We start from the raw sequence: 20,585 nt of genomic DNA on the forward strand, positions 1-20,585 counted from the left end.
CGCCACGCCGGGGGACCCACACCGATGACCTTCCACAACTTCGTCCTCGCGATCCGCAAGAACTGGATTGTGATCGTCGTGCTCGGAGTTCTCGGCGCCCTCGCTGGACTCATCTACGCAACAGCTCAGCCTGACACCTATCGCGCGCAGTCATCCGTCGTGATCGTTCCTGCGCGCGGCGACTCGACGTCGGAGCTTGTGCAGGGCTCCAACTATGTGAGCGGCCTGGTCGCGACATACACCGTCGTCGCGACCTCACCGGTGGTGCTGGATCGCGTGATCGCCGACCTCGACCTCGACACGAGTGCGCAAGCGCTCAGCAAGTCGATCTCAGTCGACTCGCCGCTCGATACGACGGTGCTTCAGATATCGGTCACGGGTTCCGATGCCGCAGCGGTGACCCGAATCGCGAACAGCGTCGCAGAAGAACTCGCCACGGCGGTGGAGGGGCTCTCCCCCCAGACGACGGCTTCGGGTCCCGCCGTGCGGGTGGAGCTGATCAAGTCAGCCACTGAGCCGCGCGTGCCGATCGCGCCGAACACCCGTCTGCTCATCGCCCTCGGAGCGCTGACGGGACTGGCCGCGGGGTTCGTCTTCGCGATTGCGCGCCGACTCCTCGCAACCCGCGTCGCGTCGCGCGCGGACATCGCCGAGATCACCGACGTGCCCGTGCTCGGCGAGATCTACTCGGCAAAGGGCGCATCCTCCGTTCCGGCCGCCATCCGTGCATCAAGCACCGGCTCGGTCGCCGAGTCGGTGCGGGGGATCGCCGCCGCGCTGCGCTTCGCGAATCTCGACGGCGAGAAGCGCGTCATCCTCGTCACCTCGCCCGAAGCAGGGGAAGGGAAGTCCTCCGTCTCGATGTCGCTCGCGCTGGTGATCGCAGAGCAGGGTAACCGCGTTCTCGTGATCGACGCGGACCTCCGTCGTGGATCGATCGCCGCGCTGACCGGACTGGAGCAGGGCGTGGGGTTGACGACCACGCTTCTCGGCGATGTGACACCGGAGCAGGCGATTCAGACGTGGGGGGTCGAGAACCTCAATGTCATGACGAGCGGGCAGACGCCACCGAACCCCGGTCAGATCCTCGCCTCGGATCAGGTGCATCGTCTGCTCTCCGCGGCCCGAGACGACTTCGATGTCGTCATCGTCGACAGCCCCCCGGTGCTGGCGGTCAGCGACGCGCTCTGGCTTGCGCCCGCGGTAGACGGCATCATCGTGGTCGCTCGGTACCGCCGAACCCGGCGCGACGCGCTTGTGCAGACACTCGCCGACCTCGAGGCCACCCGGACACGCATTCTCGGGATCGTCTTGAACGACGCTCGGCGCGTGAACACGAGCCCCTACTATGACCACGCCGAATCCTCGCCCTCGAGTCGACGCCGCCCCCGCAGGGTCGCGCGGTCGTGAACCGGCGCGCTGCGTTCATCGCGAAGGGTGAGCTCGCGGCAGCGGTCGCGATCGCCTTCCTCGCGCCGCAGCGCGTCCGGCTCCCGTTCGACGTGCCGCTCGGCGTCGCCCTATGCGCGATTGTGCTCCCCTTCACCGTCACCGCGATGGGGAGATACTCGTGGGCCTGGGCGCTCACGATCATCGGTGTGATCGCAGCGGTGAACGGCGCCGCGTTGACAGGCTTCGCCGCAGGCTTCGTCGAGACAGACGGCCGCCTCCTCGTGAGCAACACGCTGCTCCTCCTCGGCATTCCTCTGATGATCATCGCGCTCCTCTGGGCGCGTCTCGTGATCGGCTCGCGGTGTACGGCCCTCGTTTTCGGGATCGGCATGCTCGTCGCTCTGGCGTCCCGAGGAATCAACTGGGGCAATCCTTGGAAGTTCTCGTTCTCGGTGCCGGTGATCCTCATCGCACTGAGCCTCGTCTGGGTATACGGCAGGCGTTGGCCCCAAGTGGTCATGCTCGCCGTCCTCGCCGGAGTCTCCGCGGGATCTGACGCGCGATCACTATCCGGGATGATGCTCGTCACGCTCGCTCTCGTCATGACGCAGGGCAGTGGCCACAGGGGTGCGCGCAGTATGCGAACGCTGACGACTGCTATCCGTCTGGCACTCATCGTCGTCGCGGGGTACTTCCTCGTCCAGGGCGCGGTCTTGGAGGGCTACCTCGGCGAGAACGCCAAAGCGCGTTCGGAGGCCCAGATCGCCCAGTCAGGGTCCTTGATCGCCGGCGGGCGTCCGGAGATGGGTGCGTCGGCGTCGCTCTTGACAGCGCGACCGCTGGGCTATGGGTCCGGCGTGCTGCCATCAGGCAGCGACATCCTGGTAGCGAAAACGGGGATGGAAGCAAACGGATACGACCCGCACAACGGGTATGTGAACAACTACATGTTCGGCAACGGGTTTGAGGTGCACAGTGTCATCGGAGATCTGTGGATCCTTTTCGGCCTCGGCGGACTCGCCTTCGCGATCGTGCTCGGCGTCGCCATCGGATCCGGGGTGATCCGCTCATTGGCGTCGGGGACCGCGAGTGCCGTCGTTGTCTTCTTGGCGCTGCGGTCGCTGTGGGACCTCTTCTTCAGCCCCATCGGAAGTGCGGTGCTGACTCTGCCGATAGCCGTCGCGCTTGCGCTGCCCCGCCGACAACCGGCGCCGGGCACGGCGCCACAGGACAGGCATGCGAACGACGCCGTGCAGCGCGGGATGAGATCCCTTTCATAGGGCGAGGGCACCTCGCGGTACTGTGATTTGCTCGTCGAACTGTGACCTTCGCATACCCGAAAGCGAACTCGATGAGACCCATCACTCTGGCCCCTGCACGCCTGCATGGCGTCGTAACGCTCGCGGTGGCAGCGCTTCTCGTTTGCATGTCGTTCGTCGCCGCGCCCGCCGCTTTCGCTGCCGCCGCGGCACCTGTCGTCGACGACCAGTTCGAGCGCTCCGTCGCCAGCGGGTGGGGGGCGACCACGGCGGGCCAGCAATGGACGACGTCGTCCCCGGCATCCACGAGTGTTTCGTCGGGCTCGGCTAGAGTCACAGCCCAGCCCGGCGGGTCGACAGTGCAGCAGCTCTCAGGATCGACCCCCCGTGACATCACGCTCAGTGCTCTGGTGTGGCCCGAAGCAACGACCTCCGCCGGCAACGGAGCCACGGTATCGTTCGCCGTCCGCGCGGGTGGAGGCTCGTCTTATCAAGCGCGGGTGCGCTTCGGCACGTCCGGCGTCAACCTGTGGATGAGCCGGTTCGACAAGACAACGGCGGCAGAGGGTACCCTCGTGTCGACCAAACCGTTGACGTCGTACCAGGTCGGACAAAAGGTGCGCGTCGAGTTCACAGTCACAGGAACGAGCCCTGTGAGCCTGAAGGCGCGCATCTGGATCGACGGCACGGCGAAGCCCACGTCGTGGCAGCAGACCTTTGATGACACGGCCACGAATCGCATCGCCCAGGCGGGTGCGGTGCAGGTCAGCACCTACCTCTCCTCCGGATCATCCGCCAACAGCATGCGCATCGACCAGCTGCAGATCGCCGACCAGGTGTCCGCGCCCCCCGCCTCCCCAGCCCCCACACCCACCCCCACGACACCCCCGGGCCCCGCACCCACCACGCCGCCAGCGCCGGCCCCCACAACGCCGCCGGCTCCGACACCGACATCACCCGATGCGGCGGGGAGTCTCCCCGTGGGCAAGGCCACATACCCCGTTCCCGCGGGGGCCGTGTACGCCGTCGCGAAAGGAACCCGGACGGGCAGCGGTACAGTTTCCGACCCCTACGGCAGCGCTGCGTACGCGGTCGAGAAGGCCCCGAACGGGTCGACGATCGTGCTGCGAGGCGGAACGTATCGCGAGTACGTCTACGTAGGGTTCGACCGCAAACTGACCGTGCAGTCGTACCCCGGCGAGGCGGTGTGGTTCGACGGCAGCTCGCCGGTCACCGGCTGGACGAAATCGGGATCGACCTGGGTCGCGAACGGGTGGACTCACGTCTTCGACCATCGGATCTCGTTCAACGCCAACGCTGACGAGACGAACCGCTTCGTCGACAGCCGCAATCCTCTCGCCGGCTACCCCGATCAGGTGTGGATCAACGACGTGCCGCTGCGCCAGGTGGCTTCTGCGTCGACGGTGACCCCCGGTACCTTCTACGTCGACGAGGTTGGCAAGCGCCTCGTCATCGGCTCCGACCCGAGTGGGAAGAAGGTGGCGGCGAGCACCATCGCCCGCGCCTTCAAAGTGCAGGGCAAGGGGACGATGCTTCGCGGCTTCGGGGTGCAACGGTATGCGACCACCCTCAACATGATGGGCACGGTGACGGCAGAGGTCGACGGCATCACGCTCGAGAACCTCGTCGTGCGCGACAACGCCACTGTCGGGATCTACACCTGGAACGACAACCAGACGATGCGCAAGGTCACCGCGACGGGGAACGGCATGCTGGGGATCGGTGCGAACGGCACAGACAACCTCGTCATCGCCGATTCGCTGGTCTCCGGCAACAACACACAGATGTTCAAGCCGGCACCCGTCTCGGGGGGCATGAAGCTGTCAGGGATCAACGGAGCTCGCGTCCTGGACAATGTCGTGTCCGACAACGACAGCGCGGGCATCTGGTTCGACGTGAGTTCGTACGACGTCCAGGTCATCGGCAATCGAGTCACAGACAACACCACCACCGGCGTGCAAGTGGAGATCAGCGAGAAGGCGACGATCGCCGATAACTACATCTCCGGCAATGATTTTGGTGTGCAGATCAGCAACAGCGGCACTGTGAAGGTATGGAACAACACGATCGACGGCGTCAAACGCGCCATTGCGATCACCCACGACGCCCGTCGGCAAGGCAATTCCGCACTCGCGGCATCCATTCCGTGGACGCTGCGCGACATCACCTTCCGGAACAACGCGATCTCCTACAGCGCGAGCGGCTCGTGCCCGATCCTCACACAGGATTACGAATCGAAGATGCTCGGCAACTCGTTCGGCGTCTCGCTGAACAACAACGTGTATCACCGCCAGAGCGTGTCGGCGCCGAGCAACTTCGCGTGCTGGGCGAACGGCGCCTCCGGAACGCGCAGTTTCAAGACCATGTCCGACTTCTCGTCGTTCACGGGAAACGACACCCGCTCTGCTGAGTGGAATGGAGCCGCGATCGTCGACTCCGATCTCATGCTGCGCGCCGACGTCGTCGCATCCCCTCGTGCCACCCTCGCTGGGCTGCCCACCGACGTCGCTACGGCAGTCGGTGTCAAGGCGGGCTCGACGCGCCTCGGGCCTTTCTCGGAGCCGCGACGCTGAGTCGGGAACTCGCCCTAGCATGAGCACATGGGGGCTGAAGATCGGGTCGACCTGGCCGTGTATTACCCGGCGTCGCGCGACCTCGCCGCGTGGCGCGAGCGTCACGCGCGAGGGGAGGCCCCCGATCTCTGGCCCTACGGCCTCGACAGACTGAACGGCCCGGCGGGCCACGTCGAGGCCCGGTCACTGCCGGCCGACACCGTCATCCCGCGCATCACGCGACGCATCGCTCGTGCCACGCCGGCATGGATGTGGCGCGGTGCGGGTCCGACCGGGCTCGTGTGGGACGAGACGAGCATCGACCGCCTCAGCGCGATTCCGGGTTTGAGGGCTCGACACTCCGGCGTGGTCTGGGTCACCGACCAGCTCGCCGGCAAGGACGAGACCTGGCGCCGCAGCCGCCGCGCCGCCCTTCGCCGGATGGATGCGCTGTGGGTGCTGAGCGCTGCACAGATCGAACCGCTTCGCGACTTCGTCGGGCCCGGCGGGCCACCCGTCCACCACGTGCTCTTCGGCGTCGACGCCGACTTCTACACGCCCGCTCCGCTCCCCGAGAAGCCGCTCATCGTCAGCGTCGGCGGTGATCGTGATCGCGACGCCGAGACGCTCTTCGACGCATTGTCGATAATCCGCCGAGAACGCCCCGATGTGGGTGCCGTGGTTCAAAGCACCACGACACTCACTCCTCCTCCCGGCGTCATCGTTGTGCCGTATTTCACCCATCGTGAACTGAAGTCGTTGTATGCCCGCGGAAGCATGACCGTCATCGCGACACGGCCCAACCTCCACGTATCAGGGATGACGGTGGGTCTGGAGACCATGGCGGCGGGACGCCCCGTGGTGATCACGTCGTCTCCGGGCATGGATGACTACTTCGGCGATACCGACGCCGCGCGGATGACCCCGCCCGGCAGGGCCCCCGAACTCGCCTACGCGGCGCTCGATCTCCTGGGTGACCGAGCCACACTCGAACACGCGGGCCGGGCGGCGCGCGCGCGCGTCGAGAGCAACTTCACCACGGACGACCTCGCCGAGAGGTTGGCCGCCATCATCGGGCGCGGAGACGAAACTATGTGACGGCTGATCCCCACGCGCGGGCCGCGCCTACCTGCTCAGCAGGATTTCCCGCGACGACCGCTCCTGCCTGGACAGAGCGTCTGACCACGGACCCGGCGCCGACGATTGCACCCTCACCCACCGACACCCCTTTGAGAATCATCGACCTCGCGCCGACGAGAGCGCGGGGGCCGATCACAACGGGTGCGGTGTGAGCGCGCCGGCGGCCGTTGCCGTCTTCGATCCAATGGAAATCGGTATCGAGGATCTGCACATCCCACGACACCCGGGTACCGGCCTCGAGGGTCACCGAGGTCGCGACATTCACGATCGATCGGTCGCCGATCTTCGATCCGGACTTCATGGTGAACGTCGCCCCCTCACCGACCCAGATGCGAACGCCATCGGTGAGATTGACGCCGCGCTCCAGGACGAAGGTTCCCGGCCCCAGAAGCTGCACCCCGCGACCGAAGCGCACCCCAGGGTGTCCTCTGGCTGCTCCCCGCAGGTACTTCACCGCGCGGCGCCCACGCGATGCGAGCCGCTGCACGACGGTAGGTCTCGTCGACATTGTCACCCCGCTTCGCCACTATAGAGCCACCGGCGGGCGGCCACCCGTCCGTCGACGTCCGGCAGCTGTCGATGGACGTCATCCGCAGTGAGTTCGGACTGCGCCGCCGCCACTATGGCCGGAGCGAGGTCGCGGTCGACTCGACGTTCCTCGATCACCTGATGACCGTTCTCGCTCAGCCATGCCGCGATTCCGGTTTGATCGGTCGTGACGACGACGCACCCGTGGGCGAGCCCCTCCACGATCGGTAAACCTACTTGTTCGCGCCACAGCGGCATTCGGCGGGAGGGGAGGACCAGCACACGAGCCTTCTCGAGCTCGGCGAACACATGCTCGCGCGGCGGATCGATGACCACCGTCATCCGGTCGTCGTGGGTGGCCCGCTTGATGGCTTCCTCCGCACCGGCTCCTCGACCCACGATGGAGAGCCGCACCGTAGGGAGCTCGGCACGCACCGCGGGCCATGCAGCCATCACGTCAGGAAAGCCTTTGCGCCTTGAGAGATCGCCGAGGAACAGCACCGTTGACCGCTCGTCGACGTCTTCTCGATCCGGCGCAGGCACGGCGACGGGAAGCGCTTCGATGAGTCGAGAGTCCGCCCGGCGCCGCGCCGGGAACTCACTCGCGTACAGCCGTTCTGCGTCAGCCGTGCCATACGCGATTCGATCAAGCGACGCCCAGACCAGACTCGCCAGCGGCCGACGCAGCTCGAACTTCATTCGCGCTTTGAAGGGGAGGTGCTCCCGCAGGACTGAGCTCGGTACGTTCGCGATCGCGTACGCGACCACGATCGGCCGGGGTCGGCTTCGCAGCTTCGCGCGAACGCGGGCCGCCCAGACGAAGGCGAGACTCCGCACCGCCGCGCGCGTAACAAGTGGCTCATTAACTTCGATGATGTCGATATCGTTCCGAATCGCGAAACGACAGCTCGATATGAACCCAGCTCGCAGCGGTTTCGCACGCCCTGCAACCGCTTCATCGAAGTCGTATCTCTTCTCGCGATAGAGGAGGGTCACCTCGTCGTCGCCGTCGATCCGTTCCAGGTGGGCCGTGCGTGCCACCTCGTAGAGTTGCACGACTTTCATTGGACCCCCTGCCCGGCCACCCGCGCCCGATCTCGTCGTCATGCTAAGGCGCGTCGGTGATGGTGATGTCGTCGAAGGCGAAGGTGACCGGGACGTTGGCTGCGGCGTTGGGAACGTAGGCGTAGATGCCCGCCGACCCAGCGACCTGCAGACCCGCGGCATTGTTCGATCGTTCGATCTGCCACCCCGCCGGCTCCGCCGTCCCGTCCTTCCAGATCTTCGCGGAGATCGTCGTGACCCCCGCGACCGTCTTCGTGTCGGCCACCAGACGATACTTCGCGCCCGGTGTGATCACGACACCGCTCTCCACCGCAGCACCCACAGCCGTGCTCGCACCGCGCAACACGTGCAACCGCGCAGAACCATCTGCAGCCACCCGCACCCGCACCATGTACTGGTCGTCGCCGACCCGACGCGTGATCGCGCCGACATACATCGCGTCGTTGATCTTGTCGACCGAGAACGTCGCCGAGAACCGCGTCGACACACTGTTGATCACCGGGGTGTCGGCATTGACCGTCGACGCACCCGGCAACACAGCCTTACCGACCCCGTCACCGACCGAGAACCGCGTGGCCCCAGTACGCAACGTCCACGCACCCCCGGCATCCGCCGAACCCCAACCCGACGCCAACAGCCGACCGAACGCATCCGCGAACAACGGCCCCGCCGGTGCCGGCGTATCCGCCACCGCCACCTGCGACGTCTGCGTCGCGGTCGCCCCACGATCATCCGTCACCGTCAACGTCACCGCATACGTCCCCGGAGCACCATACGTGTGCGACGCCGTCGCACCGGTCGCAGTCACACCGTCACCGAAATCCCACCCGAACGACACCACCGTGCCATCCGGATCCGACGACCCCGAACCATCAACCGACACCGCCAACCGATCCACCACCGACACAAACGACGCCACCGGAACCACATTCGCCGGCGGATCGACGGGCGTCGACGATACGGTCACGGGAATGGTCTTGGTGCCGGTCGCACCCTTGTTGTCGGTGACCGTGAGGATCACCTGGTACGTGCCACCCGTGGTGTAGGCGTGCGACGCCGTCGCACCGGTAGCCGAACCACCGTCGCCGAAGTCCCACGCATACGAGGCGATCGTGCCATCCGAATCGGATGATGCGGCACCATCGACCGACACTCCGAGCCCGTTCACCGTCGGCGTGAACGCCGCCACCGGGTTCGCGTTGGCCGGAGGCTGCGGCGTCGCGGTGGGATCGGTGATGGTGATGTCGTCGAAGGCGAAGGTGACCGGGACGTTGGCTGCGGCGTTGGGAACGTAGGCGTAGATGCCCGCCGACCCAGCGACCTGCAGACCCGCGGCATTGTTCGATCGTTCGATCTGCCACCCCGCCGGCTCCGCCGTCCCGTCCTTCCAGATCTTCGCGGAGATCGTCGTGACCCCCGCGACCGTCTTCGTGTCGGCCACCAGACGATACTTCGCGCCCGGTGTGATCACGACACCGCTCTCCACCGCAGCACCCACAGCCGTGCTCGCACCGCGCAACACGTGCAACCGCGCAGAACCATCTGCAGCCACCCGCACCCGCACCATGTACTGGTCGTCGCCGACCCGACGCGTGATCGCGCCGACATACATCGCGTCGTTGATCTTGTCGACCGAGAACGTCGCCGAGAACCGCGTCGACACACTGTTGATCACCGGGGTGTCGGCATTGACCGTCGACGCACCCGGCAACACAGCCTTACCGACCCCGTCACCGACCGAGAACCGCGTGGCCCCAGTACGCAACGTCCACGCACCCCCGGCATCCGCCGAACCCCAACCCGACGCCAACAGCCGACCGAACGCATCCGCGAACAACGGCCCCGCCGGTGCCGGCGTATCCGCCACCGCCACCTGCGACGTCTGCGTCGCGGTCGCCCCACGATCATCCGTCACCGTCAACGTCACCGCATACGTCCCCGGAGCACCATACGTGTGCGACGCCGTCGCACCGGTCGCAGTCACACCGTCACCGAAATCCCACCCGAACGACACCACCGTGCCATCCGGATCCGACGACCCCGAACCATCAACCGACACCGCCAACCGATCCACCACCGACACAAACGACGCCACCGGAACCACATTCGCCGGCGTCACCGTCACAAACTGCGTCGCCGCGTTCGTCGCTCCGTCGTCGTCGGTGACCGTGAGGGTGACGACATATGTTCCGCCCGCGGCGTAGGTGTGCGACGCAGTCGCACCGGTCGCGGTGGCGCCGTCGCCGAACATCCAGGCGTAGGACGCGATCGTGCCGTCCCCATCGGACGATCCGGCACCGTCGACGGCGAGCGCGAGGCCATTGGCGCTCGTCGTGAACGCCGCAGTCGGCGCTGCGTTGGGTGCGACCGCCTCCACCTGCCGCGTCGTCGTCGCCGTCGCGCCGTCGTCATCGGTGACGGTCAGCGTCACGGTGTACGTGCCAGGGTTCGCATAGACGTGGCCGGCCGTCTTACCTGCACCGATCTGCGCGTCGCCGAAATCCCACGCGTACGAGGCGATCGTCCCGTCGGAATCGATCGACGCGCCCGCGTCGACGGCGACCGTGAGGTCGGCCACGGATGCTTCGAACGAGGCGACCGGCGCCTGGTTGGGAAGCGCCTGACCTTTGCCGACACCGTAGTGGGCGCCGATCTCGGCAGGCGTGAGCACTCGGCCGTATACCGCCGTCTCGTCGAACGTCGCGATCAGGTTCGAGGAGCTCGAGCCCCACGTCGTATCGCCGCCGATCCGCCAGTATCCGGTGTAGTCCTGGGCGGCGGTCTGGGGGTTCGTGCCCTGCGCGACCCCGTCGACGTACAACCTCATCCCATCCGACCCCTGCGTCGCGGCCACATAGTGCCACTGGCCATCGTTGTAGGCCTGCGGGGTCGTGATCGTGTTCGCCTGCCCCGTCCACGTACCGAAGACGAGCTTGCCGTCGTCTTGCATGTAGACGTGACGGTCGTAGCTGCTCGAGGCGCCGGTCTGGTTGCTGCTGAACCCGACGAGACGACCCCCCTGCGTCGACGTCGTCTTGAACCAGGTCTCGACCGAATACGACGTCGGGTTCGTGTACGAGACGGACGTGGCGATCGACCCGCCGTTGGTCGAGGTGCACCCTAGCTGCCACCAGTCGCATGTGGTCTTGCGGAAGGTCAGCGCAGAGCCCACGCCACCCGGCAGTGCCCCCGCCGATCCGCGAACGTAGTCTCCGGAGAATACCCCGGAAACCTGCTGAGCTGAGGAGTCCACTGCCGTGGCGCCGCCTGCCTCATCGAATCGCCAGTAGAACTCAGGGTCGGAGTTGAACACGAGAGCGCCGTACGCATCGCTGGGTGGTGTCACGTTGACGACCGTGCCGCCGCCTGCGGCATAGTGAGCTCGCGCCTGCGCCGCGCTCAGCGGTGACGAGTACACGGCCACGTCATCGACGTCGCCTCTGAAGCTGGACGTCGAGGGGGAGCTCGGCCACCCGGACAGGTTGTCTCCGCCGATGCGCCAGAAGCCGGAATAGCTCTGCGCGCTCGTGACGTCGGCCCGCTGGCCGACACGCTTGCCGTCGATGTAGAGGCTCATGCCGCCAGAACCGAGGTTTGCGACGACGTGGTGCCATTGGCCGTCGTTGTAGCTGCCCGAGCTGTTGACGGTGCGCACGCCGCCCGGGTACACGCCGAACCAGACCCGACCGGAGTCGTCCATGTAGACCTGACGGTCGTAGTTGCTCGACTGCCCGGTCGTGCCGTTGCCGAATCCGACGATCTTTCCGCCGGTGGGTGTCGTGGTCTTGAACCATGCTTCGACGGCGAAGGTGTCCGGCGCCTGCTGAGCGGTGGATGCACCGGCGTATCCGCCGGTGAACGTCGTGGACGCGTTCGCATCGCCGGCGATGGCGCCGGCTGCGCCCCGTGCGTAGTCACCGCTCAGCGTCAGCGTGTCGGAGCCCGCCCAGTCGTTGACGGCCGTTCCGGTCGGCTCGCCCAGCCGCCAGTAGTTGGCGGCACCATCGTTCAGAACCGCGTCGACGTAGGGAGACGCGGCCTCACTCGAGACGACGACTGTGATCCACGACGACTTCGCCACATTGCCCGAGGGGTCGGTCGCCGTCACACGATATCGATGGGTGCTGCCCGGCGCGAGACCCTGATCTTTCACGATCTGCGTCGTGGGCTTCCAGAACGGCGCGCCGAGCGTGCTCTCCGAGATGGGAGCAGACGATTCGGAATCGCGATACACCCGGTACGTCAGGGAGTAGTCGTCTCGGTCCCAGTTCGTCTGGTACGAGAGGCGCACCGCGCCGGCCGAGAACGAGATGACCGACGGATCCCAGTTTGTCCCCGACAGCCGCGGACCCTGCTTGTTCGGCGCCTGCGAGCGCACGGTGAACCGCACGAGCCCGTACTGGCGCGTGCCGTTGACGCTCGGGAATTCGCCACCGTAGACGACGTACTTGTCATTCGCGGCAACGGACCATACTGCCTGCGATTGACCGGTGAACGTGCCCGGCGTGGTCTGCGGGTACCAGTTCAGGAGCTGCGGACGGGGCGTGCCGGGGTGGTCGGGGTATCCGTAGATGTCGGCGGTGTTGACTCCGCGCACGTCCGTCGACCACGCGGTCGCGTGGTTGAAGCTCCATGGGTCGGTCTGCGGGAAGCCCCCGCTGTTGCCGCAGTAGTGCTTGTGGCTGGCGGAGTAGGCGACCTGTCCTGCGATCGCGATGTCGTAGGTGTCGCCGTGGCAGTCCTCGATCCACACACGCGACCCGTCTGCCCAGCTCCCCGCGAACGACCCCTCGAGGTTTCCGCCCGCTCCGTAGTGCCAGCCCACTCCGTAGAACTTCGTGCCATCCGTGGCGAGCGCCATGATGCCCGAGTTCTCGCCGGCGTTGCGGATCTCACTGTTGACGCCCAGCGGGAGGCCGACACCGGACTGGCCATCGGCGCGGTACAGACCGTAACCGGGGTTGTCGCCGCCGCCGACGGTGGTGAAGTTTCCGGAGATCACGACCTGAGTTCCCGAGGGGTCGGCGACGATGCTCTGCACCTGCCCGTTGTCGACGGGCACCGAGAACGGCAGCACCGCCGTTCCCGCGGCGTTCAGCTTGGCCACCCGCATCCGCTGCGCCGTCCCCACGGCCGTGAAGTATCCGCCGACGTAAACCCCGTCAGAGGTCGCGTAGACCGACTTACCGATGTTGTTCAGGCTCACCGTTCCGGGAAGGAGCGCGCCGGTCGTCAGATCGATCACCGCGAAACGAGTGCGGTTCTGTCCGTTCACCTGCGTGAACGACCCGGTCACGTAGAGCTTGGTGCCGTCGGGCGAGGCCACGACCTCGTTGATGCGGTTGTTGAACGAGGGCGAGAACGAGGTCACCAGCTCACCCGTGGTGAGGTTGTAGGCGACGATGTTGCCGCGGGCGGTGAGATTCTGCCCCGCTGCCGCTCCCGCCGGGCGCACGTTGGAGAACTGGCCCGCCGCGTAGACGGTGTTTCCTACGATGGTCTGTGTCCACACCACCCCGTTGTCGAGCTGGAGTGTGGGCAGTGCATCGGCGGTCACCGTGTCCGGCAACGGCGGATCGGCCGGCGACGCCGGCGCCGCGTTCGCGATCGATGGAACGAGCACGATCGACGCGACGATCGTTGCCCCCACAGCAACAGATGCAAAGGCGCGACGCGCCATCGAAATAGTCGACACTACGATTCCCCCAGTGATTCGCCGCGATGATCCCCATCACCGATCGACGACTGCGACCCTTCCCAGTCGGGTCGGCGTCATCCTACGCGAAGATTCGCGCGGTGAGCAACGTTTTTGTTACCCGACGGCTCCCTCGAACGCCACGATCGGCTGATCGACGCTGAGATCGACGTCGACGCGCACGTAGCCGCGCTGGTCCGCGGGCACCTCGAAGACGAAGACCCCCGTCGCCGACTGGCCAGGCGAGACTTCGTTCTCGAACGCCTTGCCTTCGGGCTTCGAAATGGGATTGGCGGGCTGCACCGGATCGCCGTACGCAGCAGTCACGGTCGCGGTTCGCAGGTCGATCGTCGCGTCGCTGTCGTTGCGGACCTCGACCGTGATGCGCAGCGCCGGCCCCCCGATCTCGCCCGGCAGAACGGCCTCTCCGGTCACGGATTCGATCTGGGCAACACGAACCTGAACGCCGTCGGCGACGGTGGCGGAGTCATCGAGCCCGACTGGCGGCAGCGTGGTCCTGTCGGAGTCCGACCCATCGCCGTCATCGGGCCCATCCGTCGGCGTGGCGCCGGGAGATGCCGACGCTGCGGGAGAGCTCGACGCATCACCTGGCACGCTTGCCGTAACGGCGTCGGTGGGAGTGGCCGTCGCCCGGCCCGTGGATGCCGCTACGCCGGCGTACACGGCTCCCGCCACGAGGAGCGCGGCGAGGACGACCACGACGATCGTGCCTCTCGATCGGCGACGATCGCGCCGGGCCGTCGCCTGCTCGTCCGCCTGTGTCTCATCCCCGGTCATGGACGCCCTCACCCTCTGCCACGCGGAGATCATAGCCCCGCCGGTCGATCTGACTTCGCCTAGCAATGCGCCGGGCGTCGCGGAGCCCGCGGAAACCCCCGCGCCACGGCGCCAGCGAGAACAAGAACTGCCGCCGGCCACCGCGCAGGAGGATCTCGCGGGCAGATGCCCCTGCCGTGCGAGCCCACCGTCGCACGCCCGGCTGCCCGAGGTGCTGGGTGGCGAACAGCATCCGGTTGCGGATGTTGAAGTAGTAGTACATCTCGGATTTCGTCCGGTCGTCGGCCGCTCGCCCTTGGGTGCCGCCTTCGTCATGGACCGCCCGCGCCGCGGAGACCACCCGGAGCATCCCGCCCGCCTCCACGACGCGGCGCGAGAAATCGACGTCCTCCCAATACAAAAAATACTCGGGATCGAACCCGCCGGTTGCGGTCCAGATCTCCACCGGGACCCATAAACACGCACCCGTGAGCCACTCCCACCGCTCGGATGCGGGGTACTGCCGGCGTTTGGAGCGTCCGCGCGTGATGCCGTCGTCCAAGTACAGGTCGGCTCCGTCGAACCAGACCGCGCCGCCGCTGGTCACGATCTGTGGAGCACATACGGCGTCGTGCATCGGATCGGCCGCGCGCAGGAGCGGCACGCACCCCTCGCCGAGGGTGGCGTCCGGGTTGAGGAGAAGCAGATCTCGCGCCCCTGCGTCGATCGCGCGTTGCGCACCCGCGTTAGCGCCACCGCCGAACCCGAGGTTCTCCTCGGGCTCGACCAGAAGCCAGCCGTGCTCGGCGGCCAGCGCCTGCACTCGAGTTCGTTCCTCCGACGATGTCGGATTGTCGACCACGACGACGGATGCGGGGGCTGCGCGCGCCGCACTGCGAACGAGGTTCCGCTCGAGCAGGCCAGACGATCCGTAGTTGACGGCGACGATCGCCAGCGGCCGCCGCCCACCCTCAGCCGACACGCTGCATCTCACGGAACCACTTCGCGGCCGCGGCCACGAGGAACAACGCAGCGAACACGAACAACGTGCCGTACGCCCACAAGAAGAGAATCGGGGCGCCCCAGAGGACGAACACGAGGCACACGACGCCGAAGTCGGTGGGGAGGAGCATCATCGACCGGGTGAACGTGCCGCCGCCGCGCGCGTGGGTCGACGGCACTCCGCGCGCCCCCTTGAGCAGATCGTTCAAGAGCATGCCGAAGAAGGTGGTCGTCGCCACCGCCGAGAAGGCGAGCGGAACCAGTAGCCACACTCGCGGAATCTCCGGCGCGAAGCGATACAACCCGATCGCGACGGCGAGATGGAGCGTGGATATCTTGATCGCGTCGACGAAGTGGTCGAGCCACTCTCCGGCAATGCTCCCGCCGCCGGAGAGCCGTGCCACCTGTCCGTCAGCCGAGTCCCAGGCGTAGCCGAGCACGAGAAGCGCAGCAGCCGCGAAACCGACCCAGGGGTCGTTCGGCACAGTCGCGATGAGCGCGATGGCGGCGAAGGTGTGCAGCGCGCTGAGCGCGGTCACCTGGTTAGGCGACAACCCCGCACGGAAGGCGAAAGCGGCCAGGAGCCGACCGATTCGGCGATTGACGTATACGGAGTAGGCGGGTGCTCCGCGAGCGTGCCCCTTCTGCGCTGCACGCAGGCGGCCGAGCGTCTCTTCGAGCCCTGGCCGCGCCCCACGGACGGTCGTCATGATGTCTCCTCCCGGACGGCGGGCGCCCCGCCGCCGTCGAGTCCATAGAGCGCGCGATTGCGGCCGATGACCCCTTCCAACTGCCCGACACCTCGTGCGATGTCTCGCGCCCCGATTGCGTCGAGGCGGGTCGATCCGCTCACCCGGGCGCCAAGACCCCGCGCCGACCCCACGGCGATGCGCATCAAAGCGGCGCACAGACCACGCGCCCGCACGCGGGCGCGCCGCGCGGGTGCTCCCTCGGCGAGCGCCAGTGAGACACGCACTCCGGCGGCGGCCATGCCGCGACTCCTGACGAGAGCGTGAGCGCGTGTCTGACGCGCGGAGAGGAGGTGATCTTCCACGATCGCGTCCGCGCACCACACCATCTCCACGCCCGCGGCGCCCAACTGCGCGGTGAAGAACGAATCCTCTCCCCCTGTGGCGCCGAAGCGTGAATCGAATCGCACACCCGCACGGCGGACCGCCGCCACGTCGAGCAGCAGATTGTTCGTCGCGGCGCCGGCGATCCGGTCTCGGGTCTGCAAGCCCGAGCGGTGTGCGCGCGCATAGAAGCCACCCGCCACGATCCAGGGATCCCACTCTCCCTCGATGACGGTGCGCACCGGGCCGGCGACGACCCCCGCCCCCGTCACACGTTGCGTGTCGAGCAACCGCGCGAGCCACCCCTCGGCAGCCGGGGTCTCATCGTCGTCGATGAACACGAGCATGTCGTGGCACGCACTCTCATCCAGTGCCCGGTTACGCACAGCCGAGAGCCCCGGCTGCGGCTCGGGGGCGTACCGCACCGGCAGTGACGCCGATCGCACGACGTCCGCCGCGGACCCCGATGGGTCGTTGTCGATGACCACCACGTCGACGCGTGCACACGAGCCCTGCTCGATCGCGGCCTCGATCGTGGCAGGCAGACGGTCGAGCAGCCGAGCCAGCTCGCGCGGACGGCGCAGGGTGGGCACGGCGATCATCACCGCCAGATCGTCGTCCCGCGCCGGCGCGGCCATGGGAGCCACGGCCTGCAGACCTTCACCGTCCACGAGCGACTCGCAGCTTCATGAGCACCCATTTCGGGTGGAGAACGGATGCCGCCGCGAGATTGCCGACGAGGGCGAACGGTCGGCGGTTCAACCATGCCAAGCCGGCTTGAGGAAACTTCAAGGCGCCGGTGTCCTTGCGGTACCACCGCCACCGGGTGCGTCGATCGGGGACGTTGTCGCGTCGCCACTGTTGGTAGTCCGTGAAGGGTTCGCCCGCGAGCTGGGCCGCGTTGCGGTAGACGATGTATCGGGTCATCATTCGTTGTCCTTCGATGTGCGAGAAGGACATCGATGAGCCATGGATCCGGTACAGAACGTGGGGCCCGGGCAGCAGACGCACCTCCCAACCGTGCTCGTAGACCATCCGATTGATGAGTTCGAGGTCTTGCGCGGCGTCGAACGCTGCGTCGTAGAGACCCGAGTCGACGACCGCATCGCGTCGGTAGGTGATCGCGGGGTGCGGAATCAGAATCTCGCGTCCGGCCTCGCGAAGCTCCTCGAACTCCCGTCGCGACGACGGGGCCACCGCCACTCGACCAGCCACGCGTCCGCTCGGGCCGAGGTACCGCCCCTCCCCGGAGACCGCTCCCAGTCCGGCGTCGGCACGCAGGGCGTCGACATGCGCGGAGAACCTGCCTCGGACCACCACATCGTCGTGCTCGGCGACGGCGACGAAGTCGGGGCATCCGGCGTGTTTGATTCCGGCATTCAATGCACGCGAGACCCCCACGGGGTTGTCGTGACGGATCACCGTCACGCGCGCATCCCGCAGCGCGTAAGCCCGCGCGATCTCACCGGAGCCGTCCGTCGAACCGTCGTCGACGATGACGAGCTCTCCGCCCGCGGGCAGGTCGTCGAGCACGCTCGTGATCGCCTCTCGCACGTAGGTCGCCGCGTTGTGCACGGGCATCACCACCCGCAGGCGGCCTCCGTCTTGACCGTCGCCGATCGGCGCGGTCGACGAGTTCTCCGTCATCGAATATCCCCCTCGGCGGCGCGTCATCCCCAAGACGTGCGCCGCCTATCCCCGCTCACAGTATGCCGCGACAGCGCGAACTCGTCCACAACGGCGGTCGGCTAGGCTCGCGAGGCACGAGGGTTGGGGGCTCCACGGTGACAGATTTCGACACGGCAGACGCCGCACCACGCCGCGTGCTGATGAGTGCATACGCGTGCGGTCCGGACATGGGTCCGGAGGCCTCGGCGGGGTGGGCGTTCGCTGTCGCGGCGGCTCAGCGGCACACGGTCCACGTGATCACGCGGCCCAGGTTCGCGGACGCCATCCGCGCCGCGCTCGATGCCGATCCTGCCCTGAGCGCCCGGCTTCGCGTGCACTTCTACGACCCACCGCGGGCGGTCGCGTGGAAGCGTCGTGCATGGGATCTCTACTGGTTTTACCCCCTCTGGCAACGCGGTGCCGGCCGCTTGGCGCGTGAGCTGCATGGTGCTGAACACTTCGACGTCGCCCACCACATCACGTTCGCGAACGACTGGATGCCCGCGGGGATCACTTCGCTGCGGGAGGTGCCGATCGTCTGGGGTCCGGTCGGGGGGTCGAGCACGCTGCCGATCCGCCGCCTAGCGAGGTGGCTGGGTGTGCGCGGCACGGTCACCGAGCTCGCCCGCGCCGTCATCACTCGCCCCCTCCGCGCCCTCGGCGGGGATCCGACCGCACGCCGCGCCCGTCTCGTGGTCGCGCAGAACCCGCAGGTAGAGGCGAATTTCCGCGCATTGGGAGCGACGACGGTCGTCGAGCCCAACGCGAGCCTGTCCGACCTGCCCGCGCGCTCTGCGCACATCGATGACCGCGTCGCGATGTTCGCCGGTCGGCTGGTCGCTTGGAAGGGAGCGGCGCTCGCGATCGACGCGCTCGTCCGTCCCGAGCTGGATGGCTGGCGCCTGCATATCTTCGGCAGCGGCCACCAACAGCGTCGTCTCGAACGCATGGTCGCGCGCCGTGGACTCTCGGAGCGCGTCAGATTCTTCGGCGAGGTGCCGCGTGACATCCTCCTCGACCACATGAGCCGCGCCACGGTGTTCCTGTTCCCGTCGATGCATGATCAGGCAGGTTGGGTGGCAGCCGAGGCGAGTTCGATCGGCTGTCCCGTCGTGTGCCTGCCGCTGGGTGGGCCTCCCCTCCTCGCGGAACCCAACGCCCACATCGCCTCGTTGGAGGGCGATATCCCCCGCAATGTTGCGCGCGCCGTCCTGCGAGCAGCCGCAGCCGGCGGCGTTCCGACTCAGCGATGGACACCGGACAGACTCCCCGCGGAGGTCACCAGGTGGTACGCGATGGTCGCCGATCCGACCGGTAACCCCCGTCCTGACGGGAGGCCGCGCCGCAGAGAGCGGCCGATCATCGTTCTGGAATCGTTCGGCACGCCGAAGGAGACCACGAACCCGTACATCACGCAGCTGCATCGCTCCCTCGCACGACGCCCCGACGTCACGGTGCGCACGTTCAACTTTCGCTCAGCGATTCTCGGTCGGTACGACCTCGCGCACGTGCACTGGCCGGAGCTGCTCGTCGGCGGTCACCGCGCGATCGGGCGAGCAACGCGGCGCGCTCTCACGGCGGCCGTGATCCTCCGTTGGAACCTCACGCGGACCCCGATCGTGCGCACCCTCCACAATCTCGAGCGTCCGAGCGAAATGGCCGCGATCGACGGCTGGCTGCTCGACCGCGTCGACGCGCGCACGGTGCTCGATCTTCACCTGAACGATCAGACGCCACCGAGAGACGGGATCGAATCGTCGACGATCCTTCATGGGCACTACCGCGATTGGTTCGCGCGGTTCCCGCAGTCCGAGGCGATCCCGGGACGGGTCGCTTACGTCGGGCTCATCCGGCGGTACAAAGGCGTTGAGGACCTCGTCGACGCCTTCACCGCGTGGCGACGGCCCGGAGTCTCGCTGCACATCGCGGGACACCCCTCTTCAGCCGACCTTCTCGACGCGATCACCACAAGGGCAGGCGAGGACGAACGGGTGACCATCGATCCACGCTTCCTCTCCGAGGTGGAGCTCGCGCAGACCATCACCTCGTCGCAGTTGATCGTGCTTCCGTACCGCCACATGCACAACAGCGGCACGGCGCTTGCCGCCCTGTCGCTGGGCCGTGCCGTCCTCGTCCCCGACAACGAGGTCAATCGTGCGCTCGCTGATGAGGTGGGCGCGGAGTGGGTGCACACGTATACCGGTGCACTCGGAGCCGAAGACATCGAGAGCGCGTGGGAGGTCGCCGCGCGAACGACCGGTGTCCCCGACTTGTCCGGGCGCGAATGGGACCTGGGGGCGGCGCAGCACGTCGACAGCTTCCGAACCGTCGCGAATCGAACTCGTCACCACGGAGACTGACGCACGCCTCGAGCGGAGATGCGCCCCGCGGTTGAGGGTGTACCATTTCCGCA

13 protein-coding genes are annotated in these 20,585 nt (G+C 67.2%); 5 read left to right on the forward strand and 8 right to left on the reverse strand.

Features of this window, described 5'->3' with window-relative positions:
* Positions 1–24 precede the first annotated feature (24 nt).
* From LOK55_RS05525 to LOK55_RS05540, 4 genes are all read left to right on the forward strand, one after another.
* On the forward strand, positions 25–1,410 hold the full coding sequence (locus tag LOK55_RS05525) for a polysaccharide biosynthesis tyrosine autokinase (protein WP_229934581.1): 1,386 nt from the start codon (positions 25–27) through the stop codon (positions 1,408–1,410).
* 122 nt (positions 1,411–1,532) lie between these two features.
* Positions 1,533–2,672: a hypothetical protein gene (locus LOK55_RS05530; protein ID WP_229934582.1), complete on the forward strand. Its 1,140-nt coding sequence runs from the start codon at positions 1,533–1,535 to the stop codon at positions 2,670–2,672.
* Positions 2,673–2,797: 125 nt separating this feature from the next.
* Complete coding sequence (locus LOK55_RS05535) at positions 2,798–5,245, forward strand: right-handed parallel beta-helix repeat-containing protein (protein ID WP_229934583.1); 2,448 nt, start codon at positions 2,798–2,800, stop codon at positions 5,243–5,245.
* 27 nt (positions 5,246–5,272) lie between these two features.
* On the forward strand, positions 5,273–6,322 hold the full coding sequence (locus tag LOK55_RS05540) for a glycosyltransferase family 4 protein (protein ID WP_229934584.1): 1,050 nt from the start codon (positions 5,273–5,275) through the stop codon (positions 6,320–6,322).
* Here LOK55_RS05540 and LOK55_RS05545 read toward each other — a convergent pair.
* The 8 genes from LOK55_RS05545 to LOK55_RS05580 form a co-directional block, all read right to left on the reverse strand.
* Complete coding sequence (locus tag LOK55_RS05545; protein WP_229934585.1) at positions 6,315–6,779, reverse strand: DapH/DapD/GlmU-related protein; 465 nt, start codon at positions 6,777–6,779, stop codon at positions 6,315–6,317. The two genes, LOK55_RS05540 and LOK55_RS05545, sit on opposite strands and share 8 nt — an antisense overlap.
* Positions 6,780–6,874: 95 nt before the next feature.
* Entirely contained in the window at positions 6,875–7,948 is a 1,074-nt protein-coding gene (locus tag LOK55_RS05550) for a glycosyltransferase (RefSeq protein WP_229934586.1), read from the reverse strand.
* 52 nt (positions 7,949–8,000) lie between these two features.
* Positions 8,001–13,607 (reverse strand): LamG domain-containing protein, encoded by a 5,607-nt coding sequence (locus LOK55_RS05555; RefSeq protein WP_229934587.1) that lies wholly within the window; start codon positions 13,605–13,607, stop codon positions 8,001–8,003.
* A gap of 162 nt (positions 13,608–13,769) precedes the next feature.
* Positions 13,770–14,372, reverse strand: coding sequence for a DUF4352 domain-containing protein (locus LOK55_RS05560; protein WP_229934588.1), 603 nt, complete (start codon positions 14,370–14,372; stop codon positions 13,770–13,772).
* A gap of 64 nt (positions 14,373–14,436) precedes the next feature.
* Complete coding sequence (locus LOK55_RS05565) at positions 14,437–15,423, reverse strand: glycosyltransferase (RefSeq protein WP_308066638.1); 987 nt, start codon at positions 15,421–15,423, stop codon at positions 14,437–14,439.
* On the reverse strand, positions 15,401–15,970 hold the full coding sequence (locus tag LOK55_RS05570) for a CDP-alcohol phosphatidyltransferase family protein (RefSeq protein ID WP_308066639.1): 570 nt from the start codon (positions 15,968–15,970) through the stop codon (positions 15,401–15,403). The genes LOK55_RS05565 and LOK55_RS05570 overlap by 23 nt, the downstream gene beginning before the upstream one ends.
* Positions 15,971–16,137: 167 nt before the next feature.
* Positions 16,138–17,175 carry a glycosyltransferase family 2 protein gene (locus tag LOK55_RS05575; protein WP_229934590.1) on the reverse strand — a complete coding sequence of 346 codons (1,038 nt, stop codon included), beginning with the start codon at positions 17,173–17,175 and terminating at the stop codon, positions 16,138–16,140.
* Positions 17,165–18,151, reverse strand: a complete 987-nt coding sequence (locus tag LOK55_RS05580) for a glycosyltransferase family 2 protein (protein ID WP_229934591.1) — start codon at positions 18,149–18,151, stop codon at positions 17,165–17,167. Before LOK55_RS05580 ends, LOK55_RS05575 begins: the two co-directional genes overlap by 11 nt.
* A gap of 275 nt (positions 18,152–18,426) precedes the next feature.
* On the opposite strand from LOK55_RS05580, the gene LOK55_RS05585 reads away from it, so the two are divergent.
* Entirely contained in the window at positions 18,427–20,532 is a 2,106-nt protein-coding gene (locus tag LOK55_RS05585) for a glycosyltransferase (RefSeq protein WP_229934592.1), read from the forward strand.
* Positions 20,533–20,585: the final 53 nt, after the last annotated feature.

Origin of the sequence: Microbacterium sp. F2E, assembly GCF_020905435.1 — a bacterium.
In the GTDB taxonomy this organism is placed as follows: Bacteria; Actinomycetota; Actinomycetes; order Actinomycetales; family Microbacteriaceae; genus Microbacterium; species Microbacterium lacticum.